Origin of the sequence: Mesotoga sp. BH458_6_3_2_1 (assembly GCF_003664995.1) — a bacterium.
Lineage (GTDB): Bacteria > Thermotogota > Thermotogae > Petrotogales > Kosmotogaceae > Mesotoga.
In genome coordinates this window covers 252068-277427 of record NZ_JFHL01000002.1, presented here as the reverse complement: position 1 = coordinate 277427, position 25360 = coordinate 252068, and the positions used below count along the sequence as shown (strand labels likewise).

The 25360-nt window shown below is 44.8% G+C and carries 17 protein-coding genes; 6 read left to right on the top strand and 11 right to left on the bottom strand.

The features are described 5' to 3' along the window. Nucleotides 1-12: 12 nt before the first annotated feature. From Y697_RS01610 to Y697_RS01600, 3 genes are read right to left on the bottom strand one after another with little or no spacing between them, the layout of a single operon-like run. Nucleotides 13-1509 carry an ABC transporter substrate-binding protein gene (locus Y697_RS01610; RefSeq protein ID WP_121549960.1) on the bottom strand — a complete coding sequence of 499 codons (1497 nt, stop codon included), beginning with the start codon at nt 1507-1509 and terminating at the stop codon, nt 13-15. Between the two features lie 21 nt (nt 1510-1530). Beyond that, nucleotides 1531-5988: a fibronectin type III domain-containing protein gene (locus tag Y697_RS01605; RefSeq protein ID WP_121549959.1), complete on the bottom strand. Its 4458-nt coding sequence runs from the start codon at nt 5986-5988 to the stop codon at nt 1531-1533. A 13-nt stretch (nt 5989-6001) separates the two neighbouring features. After that, nucleotides 6002-7291, bottom strand: a complete 1290-nt coding sequence (locus tag Y697_RS01600) for a hypothetical protein (protein WP_121549958.1) — start codon at nt 7289-7291, stop codon at nt 6002-6004. A gap of 104 nt (nt 7292-7395) precedes the next feature. On the opposite strand from Y697_RS01600, the gene Y697_RS01595 reads away from it, so the two are divergent. Then, a complete protein-coding gene (locus tag Y697_RS01595; protein WP_121549957.1) occupies nt 7396-8307 on the top strand; it encodes a sugar transferase in 912 nt (303 codons plus the stop codon). A 52-nt stretch (nt 8308-8359) separates the two neighbouring features. On the opposite strand, the gene Y697_RS01590 is transcribed toward Y697_RS01595, so the two are convergent. After that, the gene (locus Y697_RS01590; RefSeq protein ID WP_121549956.1) at nt 8360-10120 is read right to left on the bottom strand and encodes an NADH-dependent [FeFe] hydrogenase, group A6; all 1761 of its coding nucleotides are present in this window, start codon (nt 10118-10120) and stop codon (nt 8360-8362) included. Nucleotides 10121-10421: 301 nt separating this feature from the next. Here Y697_RS01590 and Y697_RS01585 point away from each other — a divergent pair, with 301 nt between their 5' ends. The 5 genes from Y697_RS01585 (at nt 10422) to Y697_RS01565 (ending at nt 17418) form a co-directional block, all read left to right on the top strand. After that, nucleotides 10422-12452, top strand: a complete 2031-nt coding sequence (locus Y697_RS01585; RefSeq protein WP_121549955.1) for an Ig-like domain-containing protein — start codon at nt 10422-10424, stop codon at nt 12450-12452. Nucleotides 12453-12674: 222 nt separating this feature from the next. Continuing rightward, nucleotides 12675-13856: an NAD(P) transhydrogenase subunit alpha gene (locus Y697_RS01580; protein WP_121549954.1), complete on the top strand. Its 1182-nt coding sequence runs from the start codon at nt 12675-12677 to the stop codon at nt 13854-13856. 30 nt (nt 13857-13886) lie between these two features. Beyond that, nucleotides 13887-14177 carry an NAD(P) transhydrogenase subunit alpha gene (locus Y697_RS01575; protein WP_183083678.1) on the top strand — a complete coding sequence of 97 codons (291 nt, stop codon included), beginning with the start codon at nt 13887-13889 and terminating at the stop codon, nt 14175-14177. Continuing rightward, nucleotides 14174-16099, top strand: a complete 1926-nt coding sequence (locus tag Y697_RS01570; protein ID WP_121549953.1) for an NAD(P)(+) transhydrogenase (Re/Si-specific) subunit beta — start codon at nt 14174-14176, stop codon at nt 16097-16099. Before Y697_RS01575 ends, Y697_RS01570 begins: the two co-directional genes overlap by 4 nt. Before the next feature lie 95 nt (nt 16100-16194). Then, the gene (locus tag Y697_RS01565) at nt 16195-17418 is read left to right on the top strand and encodes a 6-phosphofructokinase (RefSeq protein ID WP_121549952.1); all 1224 of its coding nucleotides are present in this window, start codon (nt 16195-16197) and stop codon (nt 17416-17418) included. A 43-nt stretch (nt 17419-17461) separates the two neighbouring features. Here Y697_RS01565 and Y697_RS01560 read toward each other — a convergent pair whose 3' ends face one another. The 7 genes from Y697_RS01560 to Y697_RS01530 all read right to left on the bottom strand — a co-directional run bounded on the left by Y697_RS01560 (nt 17462) and on the right by Y697_RS01530 (nt 25240). Then, a complete protein-coding gene (locus Y697_RS01560) occupies nt 17462-18697 on the bottom strand; it encodes a glycosyltransferase (RefSeq protein WP_121549951.1) in 1236 nt (411 codons plus the stop codon). Nucleotides 18698-18773: 76 nt separating this feature from the next. After that, entirely contained in the window at nt 18774-20042 is a 1269-nt protein-coding gene (locus Y697_RS01555; RefSeq protein WP_121549950.1) for an ABC transporter substrate-binding protein, read from the bottom strand. A 127-nt stretch (nt 20043-20169) separates the two neighbouring features. After that, nucleotides 20170-21036, bottom strand: coding sequence for a carbohydrate ABC transporter permease (locus Y697_RS01550; RefSeq protein ID WP_121549949.1), 867 nt, complete (start codon nt 21034-21036; stop codon nt 20170-20172). Further along, on the bottom strand, nt 21033-22109 hold the full coding sequence (locus Y697_RS01545) for a carbohydrate ABC transporter permease (RefSeq protein ID WP_121549948.1): 1077 nt from the start codon (nt 22107-22109) through the stop codon (nt 21033-21035). The genes Y697_RS01550 and Y697_RS01545 overlap by 4 nt, the downstream gene beginning before the upstream one ends. A gap of 27 nt (nt 22110-22136) precedes the next feature. Beyond that, nucleotides 22137-23126, bottom strand: a complete 990-nt coding sequence (locus Y697_RS01540) for a LacI family DNA-binding transcriptional regulator (protein WP_121549947.1) — start codon at nt 23124-23126, stop codon at nt 22137-22139. Between the two features lie 280 nt (nt 23127-23406). Next, a complete protein-coding gene (locus Y697_RS01535; RefSeq protein ID WP_121549946.1) occupies nt 23407-24267 on the bottom strand; it encodes a DegV family protein in 861 nt (286 codons plus the stop codon). After that, nucleotides 24248-25240 carry a fumarylacetoacetate hydrolase family protein gene (locus Y697_RS01530; RefSeq protein WP_121549945.1) on the bottom strand — a complete coding sequence of 331 codons (993 nt, stop codon included), beginning with the start codon at nt 25238-25240 and terminating at the stop codon, nt 24248-24250. Before Y697_RS01530 ends, Y697_RS01535 begins: the two co-directional genes overlap by 20 nt. Nucleotides 25241-25360: the final 120 nt, after the last annotated feature.

Here is a 25360-nt window from a genome sequence, read left to right as displayed (position 1 = left end):
TTCTTCCTCTTGCTACTTCTTAGATGTCTCTCTTAAGAAGATAAGGCTTTCATTCGCCAAAGATCTGAATCCCTCGACTGAATCATTGGAAGCGAATATAGTATTTGCTGAGTATAAGAAAATCATTGGAGAGTCTTCAACAAGCTTTTTCTGAAGTTCTTCATAAATTAGACGTCGGCTGTTAAGGTCGGACTCACTTCTTCCGCTGTCGAGCAGTTCGTCTACCTCAGTATTACTGTAAAGAAATACATTTGTGGATCCTCCAGTTCTGAAAGTCCTGTTGAACTGAATGTCCGGGTCTATAGAGCCACTGTTCATAGAAATGAATGAATCAAAGTCGCTTTCTCTCCATTTGCTGATAAAGATCCCCCATTCTACTATATTGATCTTGGCAGTAACACCGACCTCGGCCAGCTGAGCCTGAATTACCTGTGCAACTTTATCAAAATTATACCTCTGAGCAGCTACGATCTCAAATTCAAAACCATTTGGATAACCTGCATCTGTAAGCAACCGCCTGGCCTTTTCGGGATTGTAAGTGTACTCATCAAACTGGTCGGGCTGGATTGCCCAGAAATCCAGTTCCGGATTCAGCGGGCCAGTCACAGTTGCCTCGTCAAAAGCGACTGCCTTGACAATCATCTGCCTGTTTATAGCGTAATTTAGGGCATTTCTCACTTCCGGCTTGCTTAGGGCGCCTCTTGTTGTATTGAAGCCCAGTAGATAATAACTTAGAACTGGTGTTCTAAATATCTTGAATCTATCCGTCGACAACTGGTTCAAACTTAGTGGTTCGCCTATCTTAGCGAGATCAACATCTCCATTTCTTAGAGCAGATACTCTTGTAACCTCTTCTGGCATTATCATCATCTTTATCCCATCAAGATGCGGGAGTCCTTCAACAAAATAGTCGGAATTCTTCTTCAGTGAGATGTAATTGCCGGCTACAAACTCTTCCACATAAAATGGTCCAGTTCCATTAGTTACAAGCTGGAGATTTGCTCCAGACTGGACGAAACTCTTGGAAAGGATTGAGCTGTTGACTCCTGCAAAATTTGGAAGAAGAGAAGATGCCATGGGAATTTTCAACTTGAACTCAACCCTATTTCCTTCGAAAGATCTTATTGATTCTACTTCACCGTAATAACTTGCTGCGGGAGCCTTCACTTCAGGATCTCTTATCCTTTCAAATGTGAACAAAACGTCTTCGACAGTCAGAGTCTCTCCATTATGAAATTTCACTCCTTCTCTTATTTCGAAGACTATGGTATAAGGATCGACAACTTCGAAATCCTTTGCAAGATTCGGAACAAGGTTCATGTTCTCATCATACTTGAGAAGACCGTCGTAAACATTCTCCAGCACCCTGTGAGATGCAAAAGCAGTTACAAGTGTAGGATCGAACCCAACTGGTTCGGTTTCAATTGCCATTACCAAAACTTTGTCGCTGGCAGCAAAGATCAGTACTGACAAGGCCGCGACTAGAAGCACTGCAAAATACTTTCTCATAATCCACCTCCTATTGTGAGACTATTCATTCCTGCTCTCCAGTAAAACTGGATCGTTGGGTCTTTCTAAGTCGTAGATCAACATGCTGCTTCCTGACTTCACGACCAGTAGCTTTCCCGAAACCGAAATCTCATCGACCTGAGTAAGTTCCAGATCCCTCAGAACAACAGGCGATGATGGATCTCTAATGTCGACAATCGCAACTCCCTTATCTGTCGACGCATAAAGCAGGCTCCCTGAAACCTCTATTCTCAATACAATGTAGTATCTACCGACATTGCTCTTAAAAGACTCTTCGGCGTCTATAAGCTTTAGTCCACCGTCCATTCCCGCCTCTCCAGAAAAGACAACACCATCTTTTTCGGCAACTGCTCTCGAATATCCTTCGAGAGACACAGAGAAGCTTGAAGTACGATCAACATATCTTGCTCCATCTTTCTCAAGAATCTTTATTCCTGAAAGCGCGTCGGCCAGATAAATTCTTGAAAGATCCTTTGTCACGAACAAATCAACCGGTGTAGTCCAGTCCCTATAGACACTGTCAATACTTTCGGGAATTCCGCTCCTGTTAAGGGAGACTCTTATAACAGCTCCAGCACTCTTGGTATCTAGAATCCACAAATAGCCTCCCTCGAAAACCATCTTTTCTGGAGTAGTGTCAGTCAAGAGAGTGCCGACTACTTCCGCTCTACCAAAACTGGTATCAATAGCGGACAACCTTCCCGTTTCATCAATAACATAAAGGACATTGCCGTTCATTATCGGGGGAACTCCTCCATCGTACTGGTAAGGAATTTCAACGATCTCGAGGCCCGCGCTGCTAAGAGAGACGATATTGAAAGCCCCACCGAAATAGAGAACAGCTACGTCCCTATCTTCTACTGAGGTGGTTACCTCAGAAGATCTCGTAATGAACTGGCTAGCAGTCGTTGACGATAGGAGTCTTCCATCACGCCATAACTCGACTCTCCAGTAATAAGCTTTGTCGTTCTCAAGCTGACCTTGATATCGTAGCGAGTTGTCAGTCGTCGTTCCCAAAAGAGACATCTGCGACTGGGACTCGCCAAGAAATACTCTGTACTCTCCGCCGTTCATACCATCAGCTCGCCAGGTGAAAACGGGCGAAATATCGGAAGTTGACCCAGAAACCGGAGATACGGTCTCAAGATTAACCTGTCTGCTTATGGCATAGAAGGTTCTCATTTGGGAAGTAACTGAGTTCTTTTCGTCTGACGCTACAATATACCAGCGATAAGTCTCATCGATTAACAGACCGGATATTCTAATCTGATTTGTCTGCATAGATTCTCTGTATAGTTCCAGTTCAGGGCCCGTGCCAAAGTAAACCGAGTACGTCAACTGATCACCATCTGGGTCATAGGAAGACCAGACAAGGTCAACGTAAGACTGGATAACCGTTCCTCCATCGACTGGACTAATCAGGGATATTTCAGGGGGACTGTTATCGACAACAAATCCATAAGTATCGCTCCTTGTGGTAACACCGTTATCATCGGTTAACTGAACATACCATTCGTATTTTCTTCCTGAAAGTAGTCTTCCTGTCTCGAAGCTGTCGCCCACAGGAGTATGCCGCGAAAGACTGCCGGGCTCTCCAAAGTACAGTTCTTTCTGTCTAATAGTACCAATATCACCTTCCAAACTCCATCTAAGTACTGTGCCTGAAGCAGGCACTATTGCATCATTCTCCGGACTGTCAAGTTCCACGATGTAAGGGCGTCCAGATATGAAAGCAACAACCTCGCCCGCATATTCATCATTGTCCCTCAGGACTGAGACAGCCCAATAATACTGCTTGCCATCCTCGAGAGTCAACTCGGGTTTGTAAGTGTTGTTCTGAATGGCTTTCCTAACCAGTGGACTGAAGTCTGAATCGTAAAGTCTGAAAACGTATCCGGAGTTTTCCTGTAAGTATGACCAAGAGAAATCCCTATCTTCTTCGTAGAATCCTTCGATCGGATATTCGTAAATGAGCCCCGAGACTCTTGTCTTTATGGGGATTTCAAGCGTATTTCTTTCTCCTCCAGGGTCTTCTGCAGCAACTGTCAGGAGATAATCCTTGCCAGAAACGAGATCCTCTATTACATATCTCTGCAGGTTTCTACCTCGTGCCACAGGCGAGCCTAGCGATTCTTCGGAAGTATTCATAAAGACTTCCACATCGAGATCCTCGCCTTCGGGATCGTCCAACTTCCATTCGATCACCAGCGGTGTTATCACGCCTTCAAGGAACATCCTAGAAGGCTGACTCAGCTTAATGACCGGTTTCTGATTTCCTGTAATAAACGAATAATATGAGCTCAAGGTACTCTTTCCTCCGTCGTCTGTAACCTCTATCGCCCACTCATAACGGCGCCCGGGTTCCAGATTCTCTACTGTGTATGAGTTACCCGAGGCAATGTATTCTCTCTCGATACCGTCCGGCTCTCTCAAATAAACCTTTGCTGAAACTATATCCCCGTCAGAATCACTGGATTCCCATCTAAGTGTCAGATTTCTTGTTGATACTTCTGAAGCTCCATCAACCGGGAATTGTAGCTCAGGTACTTTCGGTGGAAGATTTTCGCTTCTGAAGGACCAGATTTCTCCCTGCATCTCCGAATCTTCTCTTATAACATCTACTCTCCAGAAATACTCCTTGTTACCGAGCAGATCCTGAGTCAACTCCAGATTTGTTTGAGTTAGTACCTGTTCAAACACTATGTTGTTCATCTGATCGTCAGTCGCAAGCGTAAATCTGTATGATAGTCCTTCGCTATTTCCATCGATTTCCCAACTGAAGACAGCATTTGAAATAGCGACTTCCTCCACTCCAGGTTTGGGTGCTATTGGAAGTGTCAACGCAAGAGACTTATCTCCTGTGCTAAAAGTTGCATCTTCACTTCTGGAGAAACCACCTTTCGAATCAATCGCAAGAACAAACCAGCGATAATCTTCATTCGCCTTCAGTTCTCTTGCAAAATATTCTTGAGAATCTATAGATTCGATGATTCTTGAATCGTCTCTTGATTGCAGGTGAAGCTCATATTGGATGGAATCACCATCCGGGTCCTCTCCAGACCATTTGAAAGCAACAAGCGACGGTTCAACTTGTTCCAGAGAAACCGGGTGTTCAGCAGAGACAGAAGGTGGTTCATTCCCAGGTGAAATTATGATCTCTCTCTCCGTTCTACCCTCATTGGTATCACTGGCACTAATGAGAAGCCTGTAACGTGTTCCTTCATCGAGAGCCGAAAGGAAAACCGATGTCATTCTTCCCGAAGCGATTCTCATTGGCTCTTCCCCTTCCTGTCCGAAAAAGACCTCACTTGTAACGATGTCTCCGTCAGGATCGTTTACACTCCAGGTAACTGGGACCGAGGCCTGGCCGGGAGGAACAGAGGGATATTCCATCTCAATTATGGGTGCTCTGTTCGAAGTCCTGAAGATCCACTCTTCACTCTTCTTTTCCTTGCCAGCTGAATCCCTTACCACGATGAACCAGCTGTATGTGGTATGACCTTTGAGAGAAGGAACTGGGATTTCAGTAGAGTTGGTAGTCCCTATCATTGAGTGTCTCGATTGACCTTCCGCCAGATAGACGTCAAAGTACAGCTCATCAAGATAGTATTCCAAGGGAAGAGAAGTCTTCCAGGAGAGACTCCCTATGCTCACATCGAAATCACTGGCACCGCTTCTCGGGTTGTCTGGAGTAACAGCCGGCAGGTCTGCCCTCATTTGAGTAGTGAAGCTTTCCGTATAAGAAACGGATTCACCTCCAAATGGATCTCTGGCAACTACCTTCCAGTAGTATTTCGTTGAGTAATCCAGTCTCTTGAGAGAAGAGACGTCTACTGTCGATTTCTCAGCTCCCATAATCAATATGTCTTTCTCGTCAAGTCTGGGTTCTCTCCCGAAAAAGACGTCATAAACCAGCTTGTCTCCATCGGGATCAGATGAATTCCAGTTGAGAATCAGATCTTTTAGCGGTACGTTCCCGAGATCACTACCCGGAGGAAGGAGTTCAGGTCGTTGGGGATATGTATTCATCAAGACGAAAGTCCAGATCTCACTTTCTGCCGATTTTCCACCCTCTGTGTAGAGCCTTACCTTCCACCAATACTGAGAGTGAGGATCCACTTCAAACTCGTGAGAGAAAGAGAATATGCCCTCTGTCGAAGACGTTAGCTCTCCCTGAAGATCGAGAGCCAGTCTCTTGAGGGTGCTTTTGTCCTTTCCGGCGAAAACCTCGGCCAGAAGACCGTGCCGGGGACGTTCATATACCGCTTCCCACCTGAGTATAACCTTCTCAGTATACTGAATTCTCTCCGCATTCTTGGGAACGGGTGATACATTTGAAATCAGTATCTTTGGTTCCGGAACGGGCCAGAGGAAAAAAGCTGCTACAACTGCCGCAACTATCACAAGCAGCAGGGTTATGATTATCGGCACTATTGTAGAACCTTTGTAATAGTGCAAAGTGGATACCTCCTCAGACTCGTAGTCCAATTTCGTGCGATACGGATCCCTCTGAATTCATCTCTATCGTATCTTCGGAAAGCCGTAGCCCACTGAGCTTCTTTATATGCTTAGATTGAACGAGAAATTCGTTCGAAATCATTTCTATGGTAATGTATCCCAGTTCGATTCTCCGTGCAAAACCATTTCTGGGATCATCGTCGATAATTTCTACAACGGGTTTCCATGTGCCGGTGTTGGCATAGAATTTCTCTTCTCCGTTGCTAGAAATCATCCTTAATACGTGGCGGTGATTATGACCCATGATGACTCCCTTCAGTTCACCTGGAACGATAGGAGGAGCTCCATCACCATACATAAGAAAATAATCGTTGTTCATGGCTTTGTGGAAGCCTTTCTTTCCTTCCGCTCCAAGCAATCTTCTTCCCTGCCTGTAAAGATTATCCGTTTTCTTGAACTTCCTGAAGGCCATAACCAACCGTACCATCAGACCCCCAAGTTTCATTCCTCCGTGTTTGTTGACGAAGAGTCCTTCAATTACCTTTAGCACCGGCCAATTTGCGTCTATCCATCGCTCAGCCTCATTACTCTTCAAGAGAAGAAGGAACTGTCTCGACCATTCTTCCTGAAGATCTGAATCGACATCGTAGACCCTCCTTATGTAATCGAACCATTCGAAAACATCAAGAGTCGGGTGAATATTCTGATAATCTCTTACGGCTTGCTCTGGAAGCTCTGTTCTCAGAAGATAACTATCGAAGTTCTTCATCATGAAACGGGCCATAAAATCCCCGAACGGCTGCAAGAGTTCCCCAGTTCTCCTGTCCCTGAAGAATCTATTCACAATATCATATTGATTGCCATGTAAAGCTATGGTCTTAAACTCTCTGTCAAGATAGTAGGGCACAATTTCAACTTTTCCAGTATCTCCAAGCATTTCCTTGAGCCTAATTCTGAGCTTACTGCTGAAAAGTAAAAGTGAATCGTGGTTTCCCACTACGTAAACTAATCGACCCCTCTCACTGAAGTCTCTAAACGCTTTAAAGACTTCCTCATGCTTCCTTTCAATTACTTCAAGAATAGACTCGTCAACCTCTTTAAGAAGCTCTTCAAAAGGCAACAGCCCTCTGCTTTTGACAAATTCTGAAGTCAGAAGCTCAAGACCATCCCCAACAATTACGATTTCGCTGAATTCCTTCTCCTTCGAACTCGATATCAGTTCCACAAGATCGGAATCAAACTTGAAATCATCTTTCAAGGTCCCATCACCAATATGAAGATCACTAAGGTATAGTTTTTTCACTGTGGTCCTCCTAAGTTCCATAATACCTCAAATCCGCAATCAAAATTCAATATTCTGTGAAATTGTATGTTCAAATATCATGGCAAAGATGAGAGAATATAACGATGAGCAGCCTTTGGTATTTGCTGGATTTTGCCTTAGCTTTGCCGCTCTTATTGAACGGTTTTTATGCGTTTTTCGCAGCTTTGGGCGTGAGTGTTCTAATTAGCTTTTCTATGCGCGGTTACGAGGGAATTACTTTATCCGATCCAGAGAAACAGAAGGCGTCGGCCCTTGGATCCGCCTTTATTGCTTGTTTGGTGGCTCTCATCACAATCTTCATTTGTCCGTTTGTTGCCCTGCCGGCGATCGTGGTAACGCTTTTCAGGTATTTCTTCCTTTACAGATTGGTGAGAACGACCTTTGTGATAGACATGTTCATGCTTGTCACGAAAGAACCAATACAAACCACCAAAGCATATGACAGGCTAAAGAGAATTCTGGATGTGGTTTTTGCCACTCTTATGCTTCTTATCTTAGGTCCAGTTATTGGAATAGTTGCGTTCATCTCACTTTTTACTGGGGGTAGACCTATCTTCATCTGTCAAACGAGAATCGGAAAGAACTGTGACAAATTTGGAATGTACAAATTCAGAACCTTCAAGACAGAAGATGGTAAGGAGCAAATCACCAAGTTGGGTAGATTTCTGAGACCCCTGAGGCTCGATGAGCTTCCACAGATAATAAACATTATTAGGGGAGACATGAGTCTGGTCGGTCCAAGGCCGGAGTTACCTTCCTTTCACAAGCTTGGAATGGAGAATATTGAGAATTACTCGCTGAGGCTTCTCGTAAAACCGGGGCTCACAGGCTGGGCCCAAATCAATTACAAGTACACTACTACTCTAGAAGAGTACAGAATAAAAACCGCTTTTGATCTATATTACGTAAAACACAGATCATTAATTTTGGATCTGAAGTGCCTTTTCAAAACACCATTTGCCGTCTTCATTACGTTGCTCAAAAGGGAAGGTTAAGAAGAAGAGGGGCTGCAAGCCCCTCAGTATTCTATTAATTTCAATCGCAGAATCAACCTTTTGCTATCTCTTCAAGCTCCTTCTTTCTTTGAATCACACTCTTGCTGTTGTCTCTATAGTGAGTGTGGAGAAGCTCATGAGATAGATGTCCAAGAGGCTTTCCCAGGTATTCTTCATAAAGCTTGAGAATAGCTGGATTTTCATGAGACTTTCTGATCTTGGAAGATTTATCAATGCTATAGATTGCTTCCATTCTCTTTTGTAGGTAGCCGGGCTCGCTTGATTTTGGCTGACCCCCACCACCGATACAACCTCCAGGGCAGGCCATTACTTCGACAAAATGGTAGAATGCCTCTCCTGAACGTATTTTGTCCATCAACTTAACTACGTTGCTTCCCCCGTGAACTACGGCCACTTTGACTTTGGTGCCCTTCATGTCGATTTCGGCTTCCTTCACACCGTCAAATCCGCGAGCGAAATCGAAATCAAGTTTTGGGAGCTCTTCTCCCGTATGAAGCTCGTATGCAGTCCTCAAAGCGGCTTCCATAACACCGCCTGTGGCACCAAAGATTACCGCAGCACCGGTAGAGATTCCGAGTGGATTGTCATACTCTTCCTCTTCAAGTGACTCGAATGGTATCTTGTTCATCTTGATCAGCTTTCCAAGTTCTCTAGTGACCAGAACAGCATCGGTAGACTGGGCACCTCTAACCTCTAGGGTTTCTCTTCCTTTCTCGTCCTTCTTAGCGGTGCAAGGCATTATCGAAACCAGATAAATGTCTTCAGGTTTCTTTCCGATCTTCTCCGCAAAGAATGTCTTGACAAGCGCACTCAACATCTCCTGAGGAGACTTTGCAGTTGAGAGGTTTTCGGTGAATTCAGGATACAGTTTCTCCATCATGTTGACCCATCCAGGACAGCAAGAAGTGAACATAGGGAACTTGCCCCCTTCCTTCACTCTTTCAAGAAGCTCCGATCCTTCTTCCATAATTGTTAGATCTGCAGAAAAGTTTGTGTCAAACACATAGTCGAATCCTAGCTTTCTAAGAGCAGCAACCATCTTGCCAGTGCTCACAGTGCCGGGAAGTTCTCCAAACTCTTCAGCCAAAGCGACCCTAACAGAAGGGGCGGTCTGCGCAATGAGAACCTTATCGTGTCTCTTAAGCTCAGAAACTACATCCCTGAATTCCATCCTCTCGGTAATAGCTCCCACTGGGCATACGGCCGAGCACTGTCCACAATTGATACAATCCGTCGCAGCTATTGGGGCTCCTAGAGCAGGCAATGGGAGAACATGGTATCCTCTGTTTACAGGCGATAAGATCGATAGACCCTGAAGTTCGTCACAAGCTCTTACGCATCTTCCACAGTCAATGCACTTATTCATGTCTCTAAAAAGAGAAGGGCTCGAAACATCGTAAGGCACATTTCTGAGCGTTTTTGGGAACATGTCTTTTACATCATACTGATATATCAGATCTTGAAACTCACATCTACCATTTGCATCACAGGTCATACATTCATTGGGGTGATTTGAAAGCAGAAGACCCAGGTTGAATCTTACGGCTTTGTTCACTCTTTCGGAATTAGTCTTGATTCTCATTCCGTCAGCGACCTGGGTTGCACAAGCCGGTGAGAGATTACGAGCTCCCTCAACCTCAACGACGCAGACTCTGCAAGATCCAACAACCGAGAGGGCAGGATGATAACAGAGAGTTGGAATACTTATTCCAGCTTCGCGGCAAGCATCTAAAATACTCTGATTTTCCTTTACTGAATAGTCTTTGCCGTTAATTGTAATTGTCACGGGCACCTAACAGCACCTCCATTCAAAATCTTCGGTCATTTAGCCAGAAGAAATTAGATTGTGATTTTTCTATCAAATAGATTCTAGCATATTGATTATCTCTTATGCCAGATATTAGGTTAAAATTTACCCACAGAGAAGCGAAGGAATAGCTACACAGTCCAAAGCTCAAAAACAAATGAAACCCCGAATTTCTTTTTTTAGAAGATCTTGGGACACATGACAAAAGAGCAAACCATTTTGGCATGATACATGAATAAGACTATAATAGAATTGATTATTATGGTCCTTATGGAGGTTATGCGGTATGAGAAAATGGTTCTTCTGGGCATTGTTGATGGTCGTGGTAGTTGTCGTTTTTGCAATTCGACTGCTCCCTGATATGCTTAACAAACCCCCTGTAATAAGTATCCCCGATATGATAGTTAACGAGGGTGACACTCTTTCAATAGATTTGCATGAATACTCTAGCGATGAGAAGGTTGGTTCTCTCGTATATAGAAAGTTAGAAGGACCGGGAGAAGTCAAGGACAATTTCTATACGTTTTCTCCTAGTTTTCAGCAGTCTGGGAAACACGCAGTTACAGTATCTGTAGCCGATCAGAAGGAACAGATGGCAGATTCTTCGTTCGTTGTAACTGTCAGAGAAGTCAATCGGACTCCTGAATTGTCCATACCTGACCAGATAATTGCGGAAGACGAAACGGTCTCCCTGGACCTCGATGAGTATGCAAATGATCCAGATCTCGATAGCTTGACCTATTCGCTAACAATGGGAAACGGACAGATAATCGGAAGTTACTATACCTACAGACCTGACCTCAGTACAAGAACCGAGGAGAAGATTACCATAACTGTTTCGGATGGACGCGGCGGGAGTATTGATTCGACATTTGCAATATTGAATGAAGCTTTCGCCATGACTACTACGGAACTTTCTTCCGAATCTGCACAAACCGAGCTAACCGATGCAGATACAACTGCAACAGACGCCACAGATTCTTCCACATCTCTTACTACAATCGATACCATGAATCTTTCGCCGACCGCAAATATCCCCGATCAAACCTTGGAGCAAGGCAGTCTGTTTGTGCTTGATCTGCGAAGCTTCATAAAAGACCCGGAAAATGATCCGCTCACGATAGCAATTACCTCGGGTCCTGGTGAGGTAGAGAGATCACTTTACTCATATGCAAGCCCTGAAAATGATTCAGGCTCCAAGACCGTCGTTCTGGAGATTTCAGACGGTAAGAATACTCTCGAAGAAAGCTTTCAAATAAGCATTTCTACGAGGAACAGACCGCCAGTAGCTTCGAACATTCCCGAGACAACGGTTGAAGTTGATGTACAACTGACGCTCGATCTCGCCAATTACTTCTCTGATCCTGACGGAGATTTGCTTTCGTACCAGCTTGTCAGCGGCTCCGGAAGAATTGCCGGTGGTCAGTATACTTTCCAATCATCCGATCCGGGAAGATACTCAGCGACCATAAGAGCCTCAGATGGGAATGGCGGATCGATCGACAAAACGGCAATCCTCAATGTGAGTCAAACAAACAACCCACCAACGATCTCGATTCTTCCGAGACGGATTTCTGAGGGAGAAAGGTTAACGATTAACCTTTCAGATCACGCTTCTGATCCTGATAATGATCCACTTAGCTACTCCCTGGTTTCAGGTCCGGGGACAATTCAGGGAAGAACCTATACTTTCGACACAGACTATGGGAGCGCAGGAGATTACGAAGCGGTTATTTCAGTGAGCGATGGGAAGGGAGGATCGACAAGAACGACGTTGAGAATCGATGTCAGGGAGAGCAACAGGCTCCCGGTCTTAAGCATACCAGGGTTTACGATAGCAGAAGGTTCTAGACTTGTTGTCGATCTAGACGAATACTCGTCCGATCCTGACAACGACAATCTTTCATTTGAAATAGTTCAAGGAATGGGTTCAATTGAAGGGAGCAGACTGATAATTGAACCGGGTTACGAGGATTACGGTTTCTACACAATTGTCGTAAGTACTTCGGACGGCAGAGGAGGCACGGCAAACGCTTCTTTCGACCTGCTTGTTACGGATACAAACAGGCCACCGGAATTCAGCGTACCCGATCAAACCACAATAGTCTCAAGGACTCTAAGGCTTGACCTGAGACAGTTCAGCAACGACCCAGACGGAGACTATCTCAGGTATGAACTGATCTACGGACCCGGAGTGTTGACCGGAAGCATATATTCCTTCATTCCTGAAGCTCTTGGATCAAGCACAGTGATGTTGAGTGCAAATGATCTCAAAGGCGGTGAAGCCACAACTACCTTCACGATAACAGTAAGATAGACCAACTCTTGTGGGAATTTTGAGTCAAGAATTTCGATAGCAACAATCAAGAAAGCACTCCATCGTCAAATATTGTTTTGTAAGCACGAAGGAAAAGCACCTACATGCAAATATCTGGCCCTTATCGAGTTCCCGTGGCGGAATTCGGTCGTTTCGATTCTTCGAGCTCCATTGTATAATGAGGCTGTGCTTTAATCAAACACTGTTAAGGAGGAATTCTGAATGAAGTTTTCAGGACTAACGATTGGTGTTCCAAAGGAGATTCTTGCAGGCGAGCTCCGTGTTGCAGTGACTCCTGATGTTGCAAAGAAGTTTGTTGAAAACGGTGCCAGGTTTGTCATTGAAAGTGGAGCCGGAGAGGGGGCTTTTTTCTTTGATAGCGATTATTCAGCCGTCGGTGCTGAAGTAGTCAGTACTGCGCAAGAAGTCTATTCAAGAGCGAACTTGATTCTAAAAGTCAAAGAACCGCAGTTCAACAATTCAATCGGAAAACACGAGGCCGAGTTAATCAATCGCGGAGCAACAATTGTTGCATTCTTGCACCCTGCACATGATGTAAATCACAAGGCCATAAGAATTCTGGCTGAAAGAGAGATCACAAGTTTCACCCTGGACAGTATTCCGAGAATATCAAAGGCTCAGTCCATGGACGCACTGACTTCGATGAGTACAGTGGCGGGCTACAAATCAGTTATCTTTGGTGCAAACAGAATCAAGAAATTCATTCCCATGATGCCTACTTCAGCAGGAATGATACCTCCTTCTGAAGTGGTTGTTGTTGGCGTAGGAGTGGCCGGTCTTCAGGCAATTGCAACTGCCAAGAGATTGGGGGCAAAGGTTAAGGCACTTGATATTAGACCGGAAGCAGCTGCTCAGGCAAAGTCACTTGGCGTCGAAGTAATTCCATTCGACGTCCCGCAGGAACTAGCCATGGGAAAAGGTGGATATGCTAAAAGGCTCCCAAAAGAGTGGTACGAGAAGGAAAGAGAGATCCTATCAAAGCATTTGCAGTCTTGCGACATCCTGGTCCTTTCTGCACTAATTCCAGGAGAGGTTGCGCCCATTCTAGTAACTGAACCAATGGTCACTTCCATGAAAAAGGGCTCTGTGATTGTTGACATCGCTATCGATCAGGGAGGCAATTGCGAGCTTACAGAAGAAGGTAAGGAATATGATTACAATTCAGTTTGGTTGATTGGAATGCTCAACATTCCGGCCACACTATCAATAGACTCGACAAGGATGTTTTCAAGCAATATCTGGCACTTCGTTGACAACCTGGTGAAAGATGGAAAGATCGATGCCGACTCTGATGATCAGATTGTGAAAGAGACACTTGTCACTCGTGCGGGATCAATTGTTCATCACGGTGCTTTGTTGGCAATGGGAGAGATAAAAGAATAATTTCTACTGTTGAATAAGAGGAGGATTTCTATGCTCTTTGCTTTGATAATTTTCCTGGTCGCCTGTGCCATACTAGGTTACAGGATAATATCTTCAGTACCCTCGCTTCTTCATACTCCTCTTATGTCGGGTATGAATGCATTGTCGGGTATTACCATTCTGGGTGCAATCGCTGTCTTTGCAACTGTTGATTCGGGAATCGTCCAATTTCTTAGTGGAGCTGCTCTTGTCTTAGCAATGATCAATGTTGTTGGAGGATTCTGGGTAACCGATCGTATGCTGAAGATGTTCGATTCTAGTGTTAGGAGAAAGAACAAATGAGTGTTATTATCATTGCAGCAATATTCATAGTTGGGTTCATCCTTCAGATCCGATTGATGCAGTCTCCAAAGACAGCTCTTCTTGGCAATCGGATTGGAGCTGCCTTTATGGGCGCCGCGATAATATACACAATAATTGCCTACGGCGGCATGGGGAATGCATCCCTATGGCTTTGGTTAGTTATCGGAGGCTTTGCCGGTGTGTCACTCGGTCATGTAGTCAAAATGATTCAGATGCCACAAATGGTTGGAATGCTGAATGGATTCGGTGGCGTTGCCTCGGCGCTAGTTGCAATTGCTGGAAGCAGTCTGTTTGTTAGCGGTGCAAGCTGGTACTTGTGGTTAACGGCTTCTTTAGCATTGTCCGTTGGTGTATTGACTTTCACAGGAAGTATGGTTGCAGCGATGAAGTTGCAGGGTATCATTTCGGGAAAACCTGTCAACCTTGACGAGAGCGGTAAGTTACAGCAAATACTTCTCTTAATAGCTGCTGTATTAGTCTTGCTAAGCACCTTCATAACAGGAATTTATACGGTTTGGGTTATTCTCCTTATTGTAATCGCGGCAGTCTATGGAGTAATAATGGCTCTTAGAGTTGGGGGGGCAGACATGCCCGTAGTAATCTCTCTGCTTAACTCTTTTTCCGGCGTGGCTGCCTCGATAACCGGGTTCGCTGTTGAGGACCCTCTTCTCGTAGGAGTAGGGGCAGTTGTTGGAGTCTCAGGTCTGATTCTGACAAGGATAATGTGCAGGGCAATGAACAGGAGCCTAAGTGCCGTACTGACTGGAATGACCACGGTTTCTAACTCAAAGAAGGCGGAGAATCTTACGCACGTCTCAAATAGCCTTGAAGAAGTCCATGAAAAGAAAACGCGGGGCACGGATATGGGAAAAATCATAAACTTGTCCAAGAAAGTGATAATAGTGCCTGGATATGGAATGGCAGTAGCACAGGCGCAGGGCAAAGTCAAGGATCTTATTGACTGTATGGAGAAGGCTGGAAAGCAAGTCAAGATTGGAATACATCCAGTGGCCGGAAGAATGCCTGGACATATGAATGTCTTGCTTGCGGAAGTGGGTATTGATTATGACAAGTTGTACGATATGGATACGATAAACCCGGAGTTTGAAAACACCGACTTAACGATCGTGATTGGTGCGTGCGATGTTGTTAACCCTTCTGCTAATACGGCCGAAGGCACTCCCATATACGGAATGCCGATTCTCGAAGTTGAGAAATCCAAGAACGTAATTGTATGCAACCTCGATGAAAAACCAGGTTACTCTGGTGTAGAGAATACTCTGTACTCAATGGAAAACGTCATAACAATTTGGGGTAATGCTTCGGAGACGGTGCCTGGAATAAGCGCGCTGATCGGTAAATCTTCTTCACCGACTGGCAGAAGAGATGAGAAGGTCGACGAAGACTTGCCTTCCATAATTTCCAAAGCAAAGAAAGTGATAATAGTGCCTGGATATGGAATGGCAGTAGCACAGGCGCAGGGCAAAGTCAAGGATCTTATTGACTGTATGGAGAAGGCTGGAAAGCAAGTCAAGATTGGAATACATCCAGTGGCCGGAAGAATGCCTGGACATATGAATGTCTTGCTTGCGGAAGTGGGTATTGATTATGACAAGTTGTACGATATGGATACGATAAACCCCGAGTTTGAAAACACCGACTTAACGATCGTGATTGGTGCGTGCGATGTTGTTAACCCTTCTGCTAATACGGCCGAAGGCACTCCCATATACGGAATGCCGATTCTCGAAGTTGAGAAATCCAAGAACGTAATTGTATGCAACCTCGATGAAAAACCAGGTTACTCTGGTGTAGAGAATACTCTGTACTCAATGGAAAACGTCATAACAATTTGGGGTAATGCTTCGGAGACGGTGCCAACTATTACTGAAGCCTGCTGATAAGAAGTCGTTGATTTTCACAGACGCCTTAGGGCGTCTGTTTTTTTGTGGCTGTTGATCTCGCATTATGGTATATTCATTTGGGGGTGGGACTATTGAATAATGCGGTTTATGCGCAGTCAGGTGGCGTAACTTCTGTAATTAATGCATCCGCCTATGGAACTCTTGTCGCAGCGCTTGAGAGTGAAGAAATCGACAGCGTATTTGCAGGGATAAACGGTATCAAAGGTATCCTCAACGAGAACCTCATTGACTTGACAGGAGAAACACGAAGTGAGATAGACAAGATTCCCTACACTCCGGGTGCCATATTCGGCTCCTGCAGAACGAGAATCGAAAGCGATGAGGATTTTGACAGATTGTTCAGAGTCTTCGACGCTCATTCCATTCGTTACTTCTTCTATAACGGTGGAAATGATTCAATGGACACGGCTCACAAGATTCATCTTAGAGCGAGAGAGAGAGGCTTTCCACTACAGGTGATAGGAATACCCAAGACTGTCGATAATGATCTTTTGGAAACCGATCATTGTCCTGGATATGGCTCCGCTGCAAGATTTACTGCGATCTCAATAATGGAGGCGACGAGAGACCTGAGATCAATGTACAGTGATTCCACAAAGGTCTTTATTATGGAATCGATGGGACGACATTCTGGCTGGCTTGCCGCTTCTGGTTCGCTTGCAAGTAGCGACAGACTCCATGGTCCGCAGATTATACTTCTTCCGGAAGTGCCTTTCAAAGAAGATTCTTTTATTGAGAAAGTAGAAGATGTAATCAAGAAGGAGGGCTATTGTTCGATCGTCGCATCAGAGGCCCTGAAGAGATCCGATGGATCATACATTTCTACTGCCGGATACTACGATGCCTTCGGAAATGTACAGCTCGGGAAGATAGGACAGTACCTCGAAAAAACAATTCGAGATTCCTTGAATTGCAAAGTGCATCTCGCTCTTCCGGACTATCTTCAGAGATCTTCAAGACACATCGCAAGCTTGATTGATTGGCAAGAAGCAGTCGAGGTAGGAGCACTGGCAGTCAGGGAGGCGCTAAGAGGCAGAAGTGGAGTAATGGTCTCAATTCTCCGATTAAGCGATAGGCCTTATCTAAAGAGATACTCCACAGTTGATTTGGAGAGGGTTGCTAACGGAACAAAAAACCTCCCCAGAGAATTCATCTCAGAGGACGGATTCTACGTTACTGAGGAGTTCAAATCATATGCACTACCACTAATACAGGGCGAAGCTCCGAATCTCTATCTACATGGTTTGCCCATGTACGAGAATCTCGCAAGAAGAAAGGCAAAGAAGCTTCTCTGATACGAAGCTGTCCTTTGCACAAATAGACTGCTAGCGAGCTTTCTCAACTCACCAGATCTCGGAAGAGCTGAAGATACTGATAAAGGTGTCTCGTACTGAGAAAGTCCTTTTTCACAATCTCGAAACCCTTTGCGCCCATTTCTGCTGCACGACTAGGGTTCTCAAGTATCCTTCGTGTACACTCGACAGTCTCTTCCACACTTTCCACAAGATATCCGTTTACTCCATGATGTACCTGAAGAGGGATCCCACCCACATTACCTCCTACAACAGGTGTCTTCTTCCACATAGCTTCGCTCATAGTTAGAGCAAAACCCTCTCGAAGCGATTTTTGAATAACTGCTTTGCTGACTCTCTGCGCTGCATTCACCTCTATATCACCAATTCCCTGGAAGTTCGACAAGACCTTGACATCATAATCCATGCCAATATACCTCAGCAAATCTTCATAGATTTTCCATCCCTCAGGATCATCTGAAGCCATAGATCCAATTAGAAGAAGCTTAATATCCTCAAACTTCCTCTTCAACTTTCTATAAACATCGACAACACCAATCGGGTCCTTCCAGGGGTCGAATCTAGATACTTGAGTGATCACCGACTCCTTATTCGAAATTCCCAGCTTCTTCAACGCCTGCCTCATCTCAATATCGGAAAGATCTCTGTTCTTGTTACTCAACGGGTCGATTGAAGGTGGAATCTCATAGATTCTATCGATAGAAATTCCGTCTTTTGCGTAGCTCTTGAGAGTGAAGATTCCTGCATCATATTGAGACAGGAAGGAGTTTAGATAATCCCAGAAGGTCTGGTTGGGTGAAGACGTATCTATATGACACCTCCAGACTAGTTTACAGTGACCGAAGTCTGCAAAGGAAGGCAGACCAACGGGCTGCGGGTCATGGATGACCACAATATCGTATTCGTCTGGTTTGATTAAGCGAGCGTTCTCCTCTTCCACACTTTCGAAGAGTCTCTTGTCTTCATCTGAGAGAGAATCTTCCTTTCCCTGAAGCGCGTTGTGCATCCTCTTACTCAGGTCGAAGAAATTCGAAGGGGCGTCAATTACCTTCCAGTCAACCTTTAGTCCGCAGTCTTTCATGAGGGGAATCAAAGTGTGAAGAATCTCAGCTACTCCGCCACCGAAAGAAGTCGCGTTGATATGCAGGACCCTCAGTCCACGAAGATCTCCGGAAAGCTCATGAATGCTCTCAATCAAGCTCTTTTCAGCAAAAGGTTCATAATCTTTCAGCTTTTTTTCCATTACTTGCGCATTCTTCATTTCACACCTTCTCTTACTTAATTAGGGGGAGACGCTGGCCCCACGAAGGGACCAGCCTCTCTGAGCAAAAATCTGTCTAGAATCCCCAGACGACCTCGAATCCAGTCAAATCTTCGAGATCGAGGGCAAGCTCTTCAAGTGCGTTCTGTGCATCCGCTGTTCCGGAAAGGACACTGTGAACGGCCTTGAAAAACAGAGTAGATACTTCATTATATCGCGGAGCAGTTGCTGTTGATGGTCTAGCGACAGCGTTTGTAAATACGTAATAAAGCGAGCCAAAGAATGGATTCGCTTCAAGCACTTCGTAGTCTGCGTAAAGAGCTTCAATCGTAGGATTAAAGGAACCTTCAACAGCTCTCATCTTCTGCATTTCGTAACCGGCCATGAACAATGCGAAATCCGCCGCAATTTCGGGATTGTTACTGTACTTGCTTACTGAAAGCTGCCAACCACCGAGCGTAGCGGCTCCGTTCCCACTCTTCCCTGCCGGAAGAGGAGAGACATCGAACTTGCCCGCGACGGCGCTGTCCTCGCCCTTACTTAGACTGTATGCATAAGGCCAATTTCTCATGAAGGCAGCGTTTCCAGTTTGCCAAACCGCTCTGGCATCCTCCTCAGCGAAAGTCAAGACTCCGCTGGGGGAGATGGTTCCAACCCAACCAGCTACCTTTTCAAGAATCTCGACTGCATTGGCGTTTGCTATTGTGATCTTCTTATCAGGGCTGATAATTGATCCTGCATCATTTGATGCGAGCCATTCAAGCGCATCGCATGTCAAACCTTCGTAAGCATTACCCTGCCACACAAATCCCCAAAAATCTGGATTTGTCTTCCTTTCGCCTTCCTGGATAATTTTCGATGCTTCTTCGAGTTCGTCCCACGTAGTCGGTGGGTTAAGCCCATACTTCTCAAGAAGATCAGTTCGATAGTAAAGAAGACCCGCATCTGTGAACCATGGTATGGCAACGAGCTTTCCATCAACAGTGTTGTTTTCAACTATTGCAGGGAAATGCATAGATACAACCTTGTCGGCGTTATACTCGTAAAGATCGACAAAATGCTGGGCAAGATCACCCGGCCATATAACATCTACTTGATAGACATCGATCTCGGAACTTCTTGCTTCCAGAAATTGAAGATAGAGTCCGAGTCTATCCTGGACCATGTCTGGTGTGTCCAGAACTCTCACAGTCACATCGGGATGAATCTCCATGTATCTTTCCGCTGCTTTCTTTGTCAGTTCAAGCTCCTGACCAACGGCCCCTGCCGCAACAGTGATAATTGTCTCTGAAACTGCAACCAGGGCGAATAACGCTACCATAAAAGCCAATAGAACTTTCTTCATAATACCCCTCCTTTAAACAAACTTCTTGAGAACCATCTTCTCTGAAAACCTAATCTACTTCCAAAACCCTTCAGATCACCTCCTGTTATCATCAGACCACCTACGGTATCTTCCTTAACAAATTTTTTTAGCCCTTCACGGCGCCCGCAGTCAAACCCTGCACTATTCTTCTTTGAAAGATGAAAACAAGAGCGACCACAGGAACTGTTACTATGACAGCTCCGGCCATGATCTCCCCAAATGGCACTTGCCTTGAAACCGATCCTGTGAACAGTGAAATGGCGACTGGTATCGTCCTTGCTTCTGGCGCAATAGTAGTAAAAGTGAGAGCGAAAATATACTCGTTCCATGCTGCAATGAACGCAAGTAAACCAGCTGTAACAAGTGCAGGAGCAGTCAGAGGCAACAATATCATATAGAAAGTCTGAAAAGGTGTAGCACCGTCAACCCATGCTGACTGCATAATCTCCGTCGGTAGCTCCTTGAAGAAGGCAGTGAGGACCCAAGTTGTGAAGGGCAACGTAAATATCATATATGAGAGGATTAAGCTCATTCTTGCCCCTAGGTTGAGTGTTGTAATAACTGCATACAATCCTGAAAGTACTGTAATCTGGGGAAACATTGTGAGAGACAGTATGAGATACAGAGTTAGTCTCTTTCCTTTGAACCTTAGCTTGCCCATCGCATAGGCTGCGAACGATCCTACCCCTAATGCTAGAACTGTAGTAAGACCCGCGACAATAGTGCTGTTCCACAATGCTCTGACAAAGGTTCCGTCATTGAAAATTGCGACGTAATTCTGAAGCGTTGGAGCAAACTTCCCATTCCTGTCAACGGGCAAAAGAGTCGCCGGAGTCATCTGGAGCTGAGCCTCGGACTTCAGCGATGAATTCACTGCCCAGTAGAAGGGGAAGAGCATGTAGAAGAAGATAAATATAATAAGTATCCAGAACGCGATCTTACCCACCAACCAAAGCGATCTATTCTTCTTCATTCTTTATCAACTCCCATAAGCCTCATGTACAGAACTGCAAAGATTCCAATTACAAAGAAGATGATCACACCTATTGCAGAGGCAAGACCCATATTCCTGTTGCCAATCAATTGATAGTAGTTATAGGAAGCCATTGAATACATTCGGTTTCCCATAAGTACCTGGAAAACATCGAACACTCTCAATGCATCAAGTGTTCTGAAGATAAGTGCAACGGCAAGCGTAGGTTTCAGAAGAGGCATAGTAATGGAGAAGAACTGTCTCAATCTATTTGCTCCATCAACTCTCCCTGCTTCGTATAGCTCTTTTGGAATGAGTTGTAGGCCCGCAAGAATCAGCAGTGCCATGAAAGGGGTTGTTTTCCAGACGTCAACGGCAATTAGAGTAGGCATTTGTAAAGTCGGCATGCTCAGAAATGAGAGCCCTCCATCACCCCAACCCAGCCTGCTCAGGACCATATTGAAGAGACCTGCCCTCGTCGGCTGAAGCATCCACTCCCATATCCTCGCGGAGACAACTGTTATTACGGCCCATGGGACAAGCATGGTTGCCCTCATTAAACCTTTCCCTTTGAAATTGCTGTTCACTACTAGTGCTACCCCAAGTCCTAGAATAGTCTCGAGAAAGACCGAGATAACGGTGAATACAAGTGTATTCCAGATAGCCTTCATGAACTCGGGGTCTCTCGCACCCACTACATACCGCCGTCCGAGGAATGAAAACTGAAACCACTCTCTATATCTGACCGGACTTCTTGGCAGAACTCTTATTGCTCTTTCATACATAGTCACTCCGGTTGCTTCGTCAACCAAGGGATCTCCTGTCGTTTCATCCATAATAGGCGGCAACTCCTGAATAGTAAGTCCGAGAAGACTCTTATAGTTCTCAATACCTATGAACTTCGGTGCCTCGTCAGTTCCGGAAGCAAACACCTTGTCAGTAAGACTGGTATAGAAGACCTGAAACAATGGATAAAATGCAACAGCCGCTAAGATCAACAGAGCTGGAACAAGCAGTTTGTAGGCAGTCCTTTGTTCTTTCTGAGCCAAAGTCAGCTTATCTTTCCTGGCCATAAATCCTCCTCATGACTGGGGATAAAGTCAGGCCGTCCTCCTGCGCTTCATTTTGGGCAGGAATTTTACAGGCTGAATGTATTGCCCCGGAGCTTCTATCTTCTGAATTATCAATTCCGCCGTCTTTCTTCCCATATCTTCCATCGGCTGCTCGATGGTAGTTAGACCCGCTCTTTCGGTCCAGCTTTGATTGTCGTAACCGATGAGGAAGAAATCCTTACCGGGTATCTTCTTCAAAGCCGAAGCTGTTTGAAGCACCTCAAGGGCGAAATTGTCTGCCAAAGCGAATATTCCAGGCTTGTCGTGTTCAGTAAGTATCTCGGCAATCTTTTCATGCGCAGTTTCGAAGAAGAAAGATGAGTACACGAGATTCTCCTGAATGAATTCATACCCCTTTTTCTCTAGGACAGCAGTAAAACCCTCTATCCTCTTCTCAAAATTCTCTGTTGCGAGAATCGTGTTCTCTTCCTCAAAAGAGATAACGAAGAAATCACTCGAGCCACATTCTATAAGTAACTCCGCAGCCATCTTACCTCCCATGTTGTTATCCAGGTAAACACAATCAGAATCCTCTGAATGTGCTTCAAAGAACACAATGTTGGATCCGAAATCTATGTAGTTCCTTGACAAAAATTCTGTGTTCATTGTGCAAATTACTGCTCCATCTGAGCCCTCAAGCAAAGAAGAATCCATCTTGAGTCTGTTTAACCTTCTGTCGGAAAACACAGGGTATATAACCATCTCGTAATTCATCATATCTAAAAAATCATCAAACGATTTCATTACTCTCCAGTGAAACTCCGTCCGCACTTCGGGCATCAAGAAGAGAATTCTTCTCGTCTTTCCGCCCGCGAGTGTTCTTGCCATCTGGTTCGGCTGATATCCAAGTTTTTCAATGGCTTGAATTACCTTGATTCTCGTTGTCGCCTTAACGGAACCGCCATTCAAAACTCTAGAAACGGTACCGGTTCCAACTCCGGAAAGAGATGCAACATCTTTTATGGTGGGCTTTTTCAAGCCAATCGCTCCTCAATATTATGTTATAATGGAATCGCTTCCATTATAACAATATGATTAATGAAATCAAAGCAAACCTAGAATCGATCTGAAGTCATTTTGAGTAAATAATGAACGCAAGAGACGATAAGGGGCGGTTTTCTCTAAAATACTTCTGTTATTATTGGATTACTCTTTCATGCTCACACATGGATCGATCGTTTCACTTTCCAAGTGATTTATTCGACTTTGCTTTTTCACTAGTGCCAGAACGCCTGGAGACCAAGCGCCTATTTCCTTTCTAAGCAATTAGTGCACCTATTCCAATTATTCCCTTTCCACCGTGAACAAGAATTCCAGACGATAGCTCTCCAGTGAGTAGAGTCTCCGATAGAGAAGAAATCCTTTTTCTCGCCCAGTCGACAAGGGATATGGTTTCCCTCTCGTCACCGGAATGATATAGCGCTAGACAAAGGACTTTCTTGCCCTTTACGGCATCCATTAGCCGATCCACCATCTTCTCAACTGCTTTCTTCATACCTCTAGCCTTTCCAGAAAGCGTAAAGACTCCATTGCTACTGATTGTGCCAATAGGTTTCACATTTAGAATCTCGCCCACTGAACCTTCAAGCCTACCAATTCTTCCACTCTGCTTTAGGTACTTAAGCGTCGGCAAAACGAAGAAGACGATATTCTTCGTTCCGGCTCTGCTTTTGAGATCAGAGGAAATAATCCAAAGAGAGTCTCCCATTTCTTTCATACTAATAGCCTTGTAAATAAGCATTGCGATACCGCCAGAAAGGGAGAGGGAATCAACATACTCAATAGCCACCGATTCATGAGTGCTGGCGAACTGCTCTCCTGTCGTTTTGAATAGATTGTGAGTACCGCTAAGTCCGCTTGAAAGATTCACGACAAGAAGTTCATCATACCCTCTTGAATACATTGTTTCAAAGGCTTCCAAAACATCGCCCGGGCTGGGCAGTGATGTTCTGGCGAAGTTGTTCTCCAGATAATCGGCAATTTCGGCTCTGCTGATCTCGACACCTTCGCGAAAGGATTTTTCCCCAAGGACTACCATTACTGGAACAACGTATACGTCATCTCTTTCAGCCAGCTCCACAGGAAGATCAACTACTGAATCACAGATAATTCCCAGCATAATTTGCTTCCCCCTCATCAACAACTGTGTTTCTTTGCAAACCAAGATTAACTTTGCCATCTGAAGAGAATATTCTAGACTCAATGATGTCTCCGGGTTTCAAGTACCTTCCGCTTTCCTCTTGATCTTTAATAAACAGCTCCCATCTCTTCGATTCTGAAAGAAGCCTCCTGAACCAAGCACGAAATCCCTTTTTCTGACTTAGCGCAGTCCCCTTGGGAGTGCCGGTTAGAATAACATCTCCCGGATCAAGGTCGGAGAAGTGGCTCAATTCCGACAGTGTCTCATGAGGTTTGTAAATCATATTTGAAGTCGAAGCACTCTGCTTAACTAACCCATTTACCTTCAGTTCAATAGTGAGGTTTTCTATGTACTTCATGTCTTCACCATCGACAATCGCCATGAATGGCCCTAGTGGGCAAAATGAACGATAACTCTTCCCCTTGAAAAACTGGCTTTGAGGTAACTGAATGTCCCTTGCCGATATGTCGTTTCCAATAATTAACCCGCCAACATACTCCTGCAATTTCGAGGAATCGATTTCTATCTTTCGGTTTACCGGAGCTTTAATGACAAGGCCTAGCTCGATTTCATAATCAAGAAGTCGAACTCCTACCGGCCTAAAAATAGGTGAACCGGGGCTTACAATCGATGCCGATGACTTGTTGAAAAACATATTGAACTGTTTATCTTCTTCTCTTATTCCTGTGTCCAGAAGATGATCCAAATAGTTCTTCCCCTGGCATATAACCCTGCAGGGCTTGGTGATCGGTGAAAGGAATTCAAGATCCGAAAGATCAAAGCTTTCATCAGACAAAAAATCTTTAATCTTGTATGAGCTCCCCATTACTCTTTTCAAGAAGGCTCCCGTCGAATTAAAATCTACATCAATTGGTCTCACAAAACCCTTCTCGACTATTCCCCAGAAATCCTTCTGTCTGTGATGCCTGAATCTTCCAACATGTACTATCAAAAGCCACCCTCCTCAATTTATTATACCTGTTGTCCCATTCAAATGTCTTTCATCTTCTATTACAGAAAATTCTAAACTCTGGATTCCAACTCTCAGTCAGACCTAGATCATTCTTCTTGA

Excerpts from the sequence above, each read along its gene's own strand:
- Y697_RS01610 (WP_121549960.1), bottom strand. The coding sequence starts at position 1,509 with ATGAGAAAGTATTTTGCAGTGCTTCTAGTCGCGGCCTTGTCAGTACTG.
- Y697_RS01595 (WP_121549957.1), top strand. The coding sequence starts at position 7,396 with ATGAGCAGCCTTTGGTATTTGCTGGATTTTGCCTTAGCTTTGCCGCTC.
- Y697_RS01585 (WP_121549955.1), top strand. The coding sequence starts at position 10,422 with ATGAGAAAATGGTTCTTCTGGGCATTGTTGATGGTCGTGGTAGTTGTC.
- Y697_RS01580 (WP_121549954.1), top strand. The coding sequence starts at position 12,675 with ATGAAGTTTTCAGGACTAACGATTGGTGTTCCAAAGGAGATTCTTGCA.
- Y697_RS01575 (WP_183083678.1), top strand. The coding sequence starts at position 13,887 with ATGCTCTTTGCTTTGATAATTTTCCTGGTCGCCTGTGCCATACTAGGT.
- Y697_RS01570 (WP_121549953.1), top strand. The coding sequence starts at position 14,174 with ATGAGTGTTATTATCATTGCAGCAATATTCATAGTTGGGTTCATCCTT.
- Y697_RS01560 (WP_121549951.1), bottom strand. The coding sequence starts at position 18,697 with ATGAAGAATGCGCAAGTAATGGAAAAAAAGCTGAAAGATTATGAACCT.
- Y697_RS01555 (WP_121549950.1), bottom strand. The coding sequence starts at position 20,042 with ATGAAGAAAGTTCTATTGGCTTTTATGGTAGCGTTATTCGCCCTGGTT.
- Y697_RS01550 (WP_121549949.1), bottom strand. The coding sequence starts at position 21,036 with ATGAAGAAGAATAGATCGCTTTGGTTGGTGGGTAAGATCGCGTTCTGG.
- Y697_RS01545 (WP_121549948.1), bottom strand. The coding sequence starts at position 22,109 with ATGGCCAGGAAAGATAAGCTGACTTTGGCTCAGAAAGAACAAAGGACT.
- Y697_RS01535 (WP_121549946.1), bottom strand. The coding sequence starts at position 24,267 with ATGCTGGGAATTATCTGTGATTCAGTAGTTGATCTTCCTGTGGAGCTG.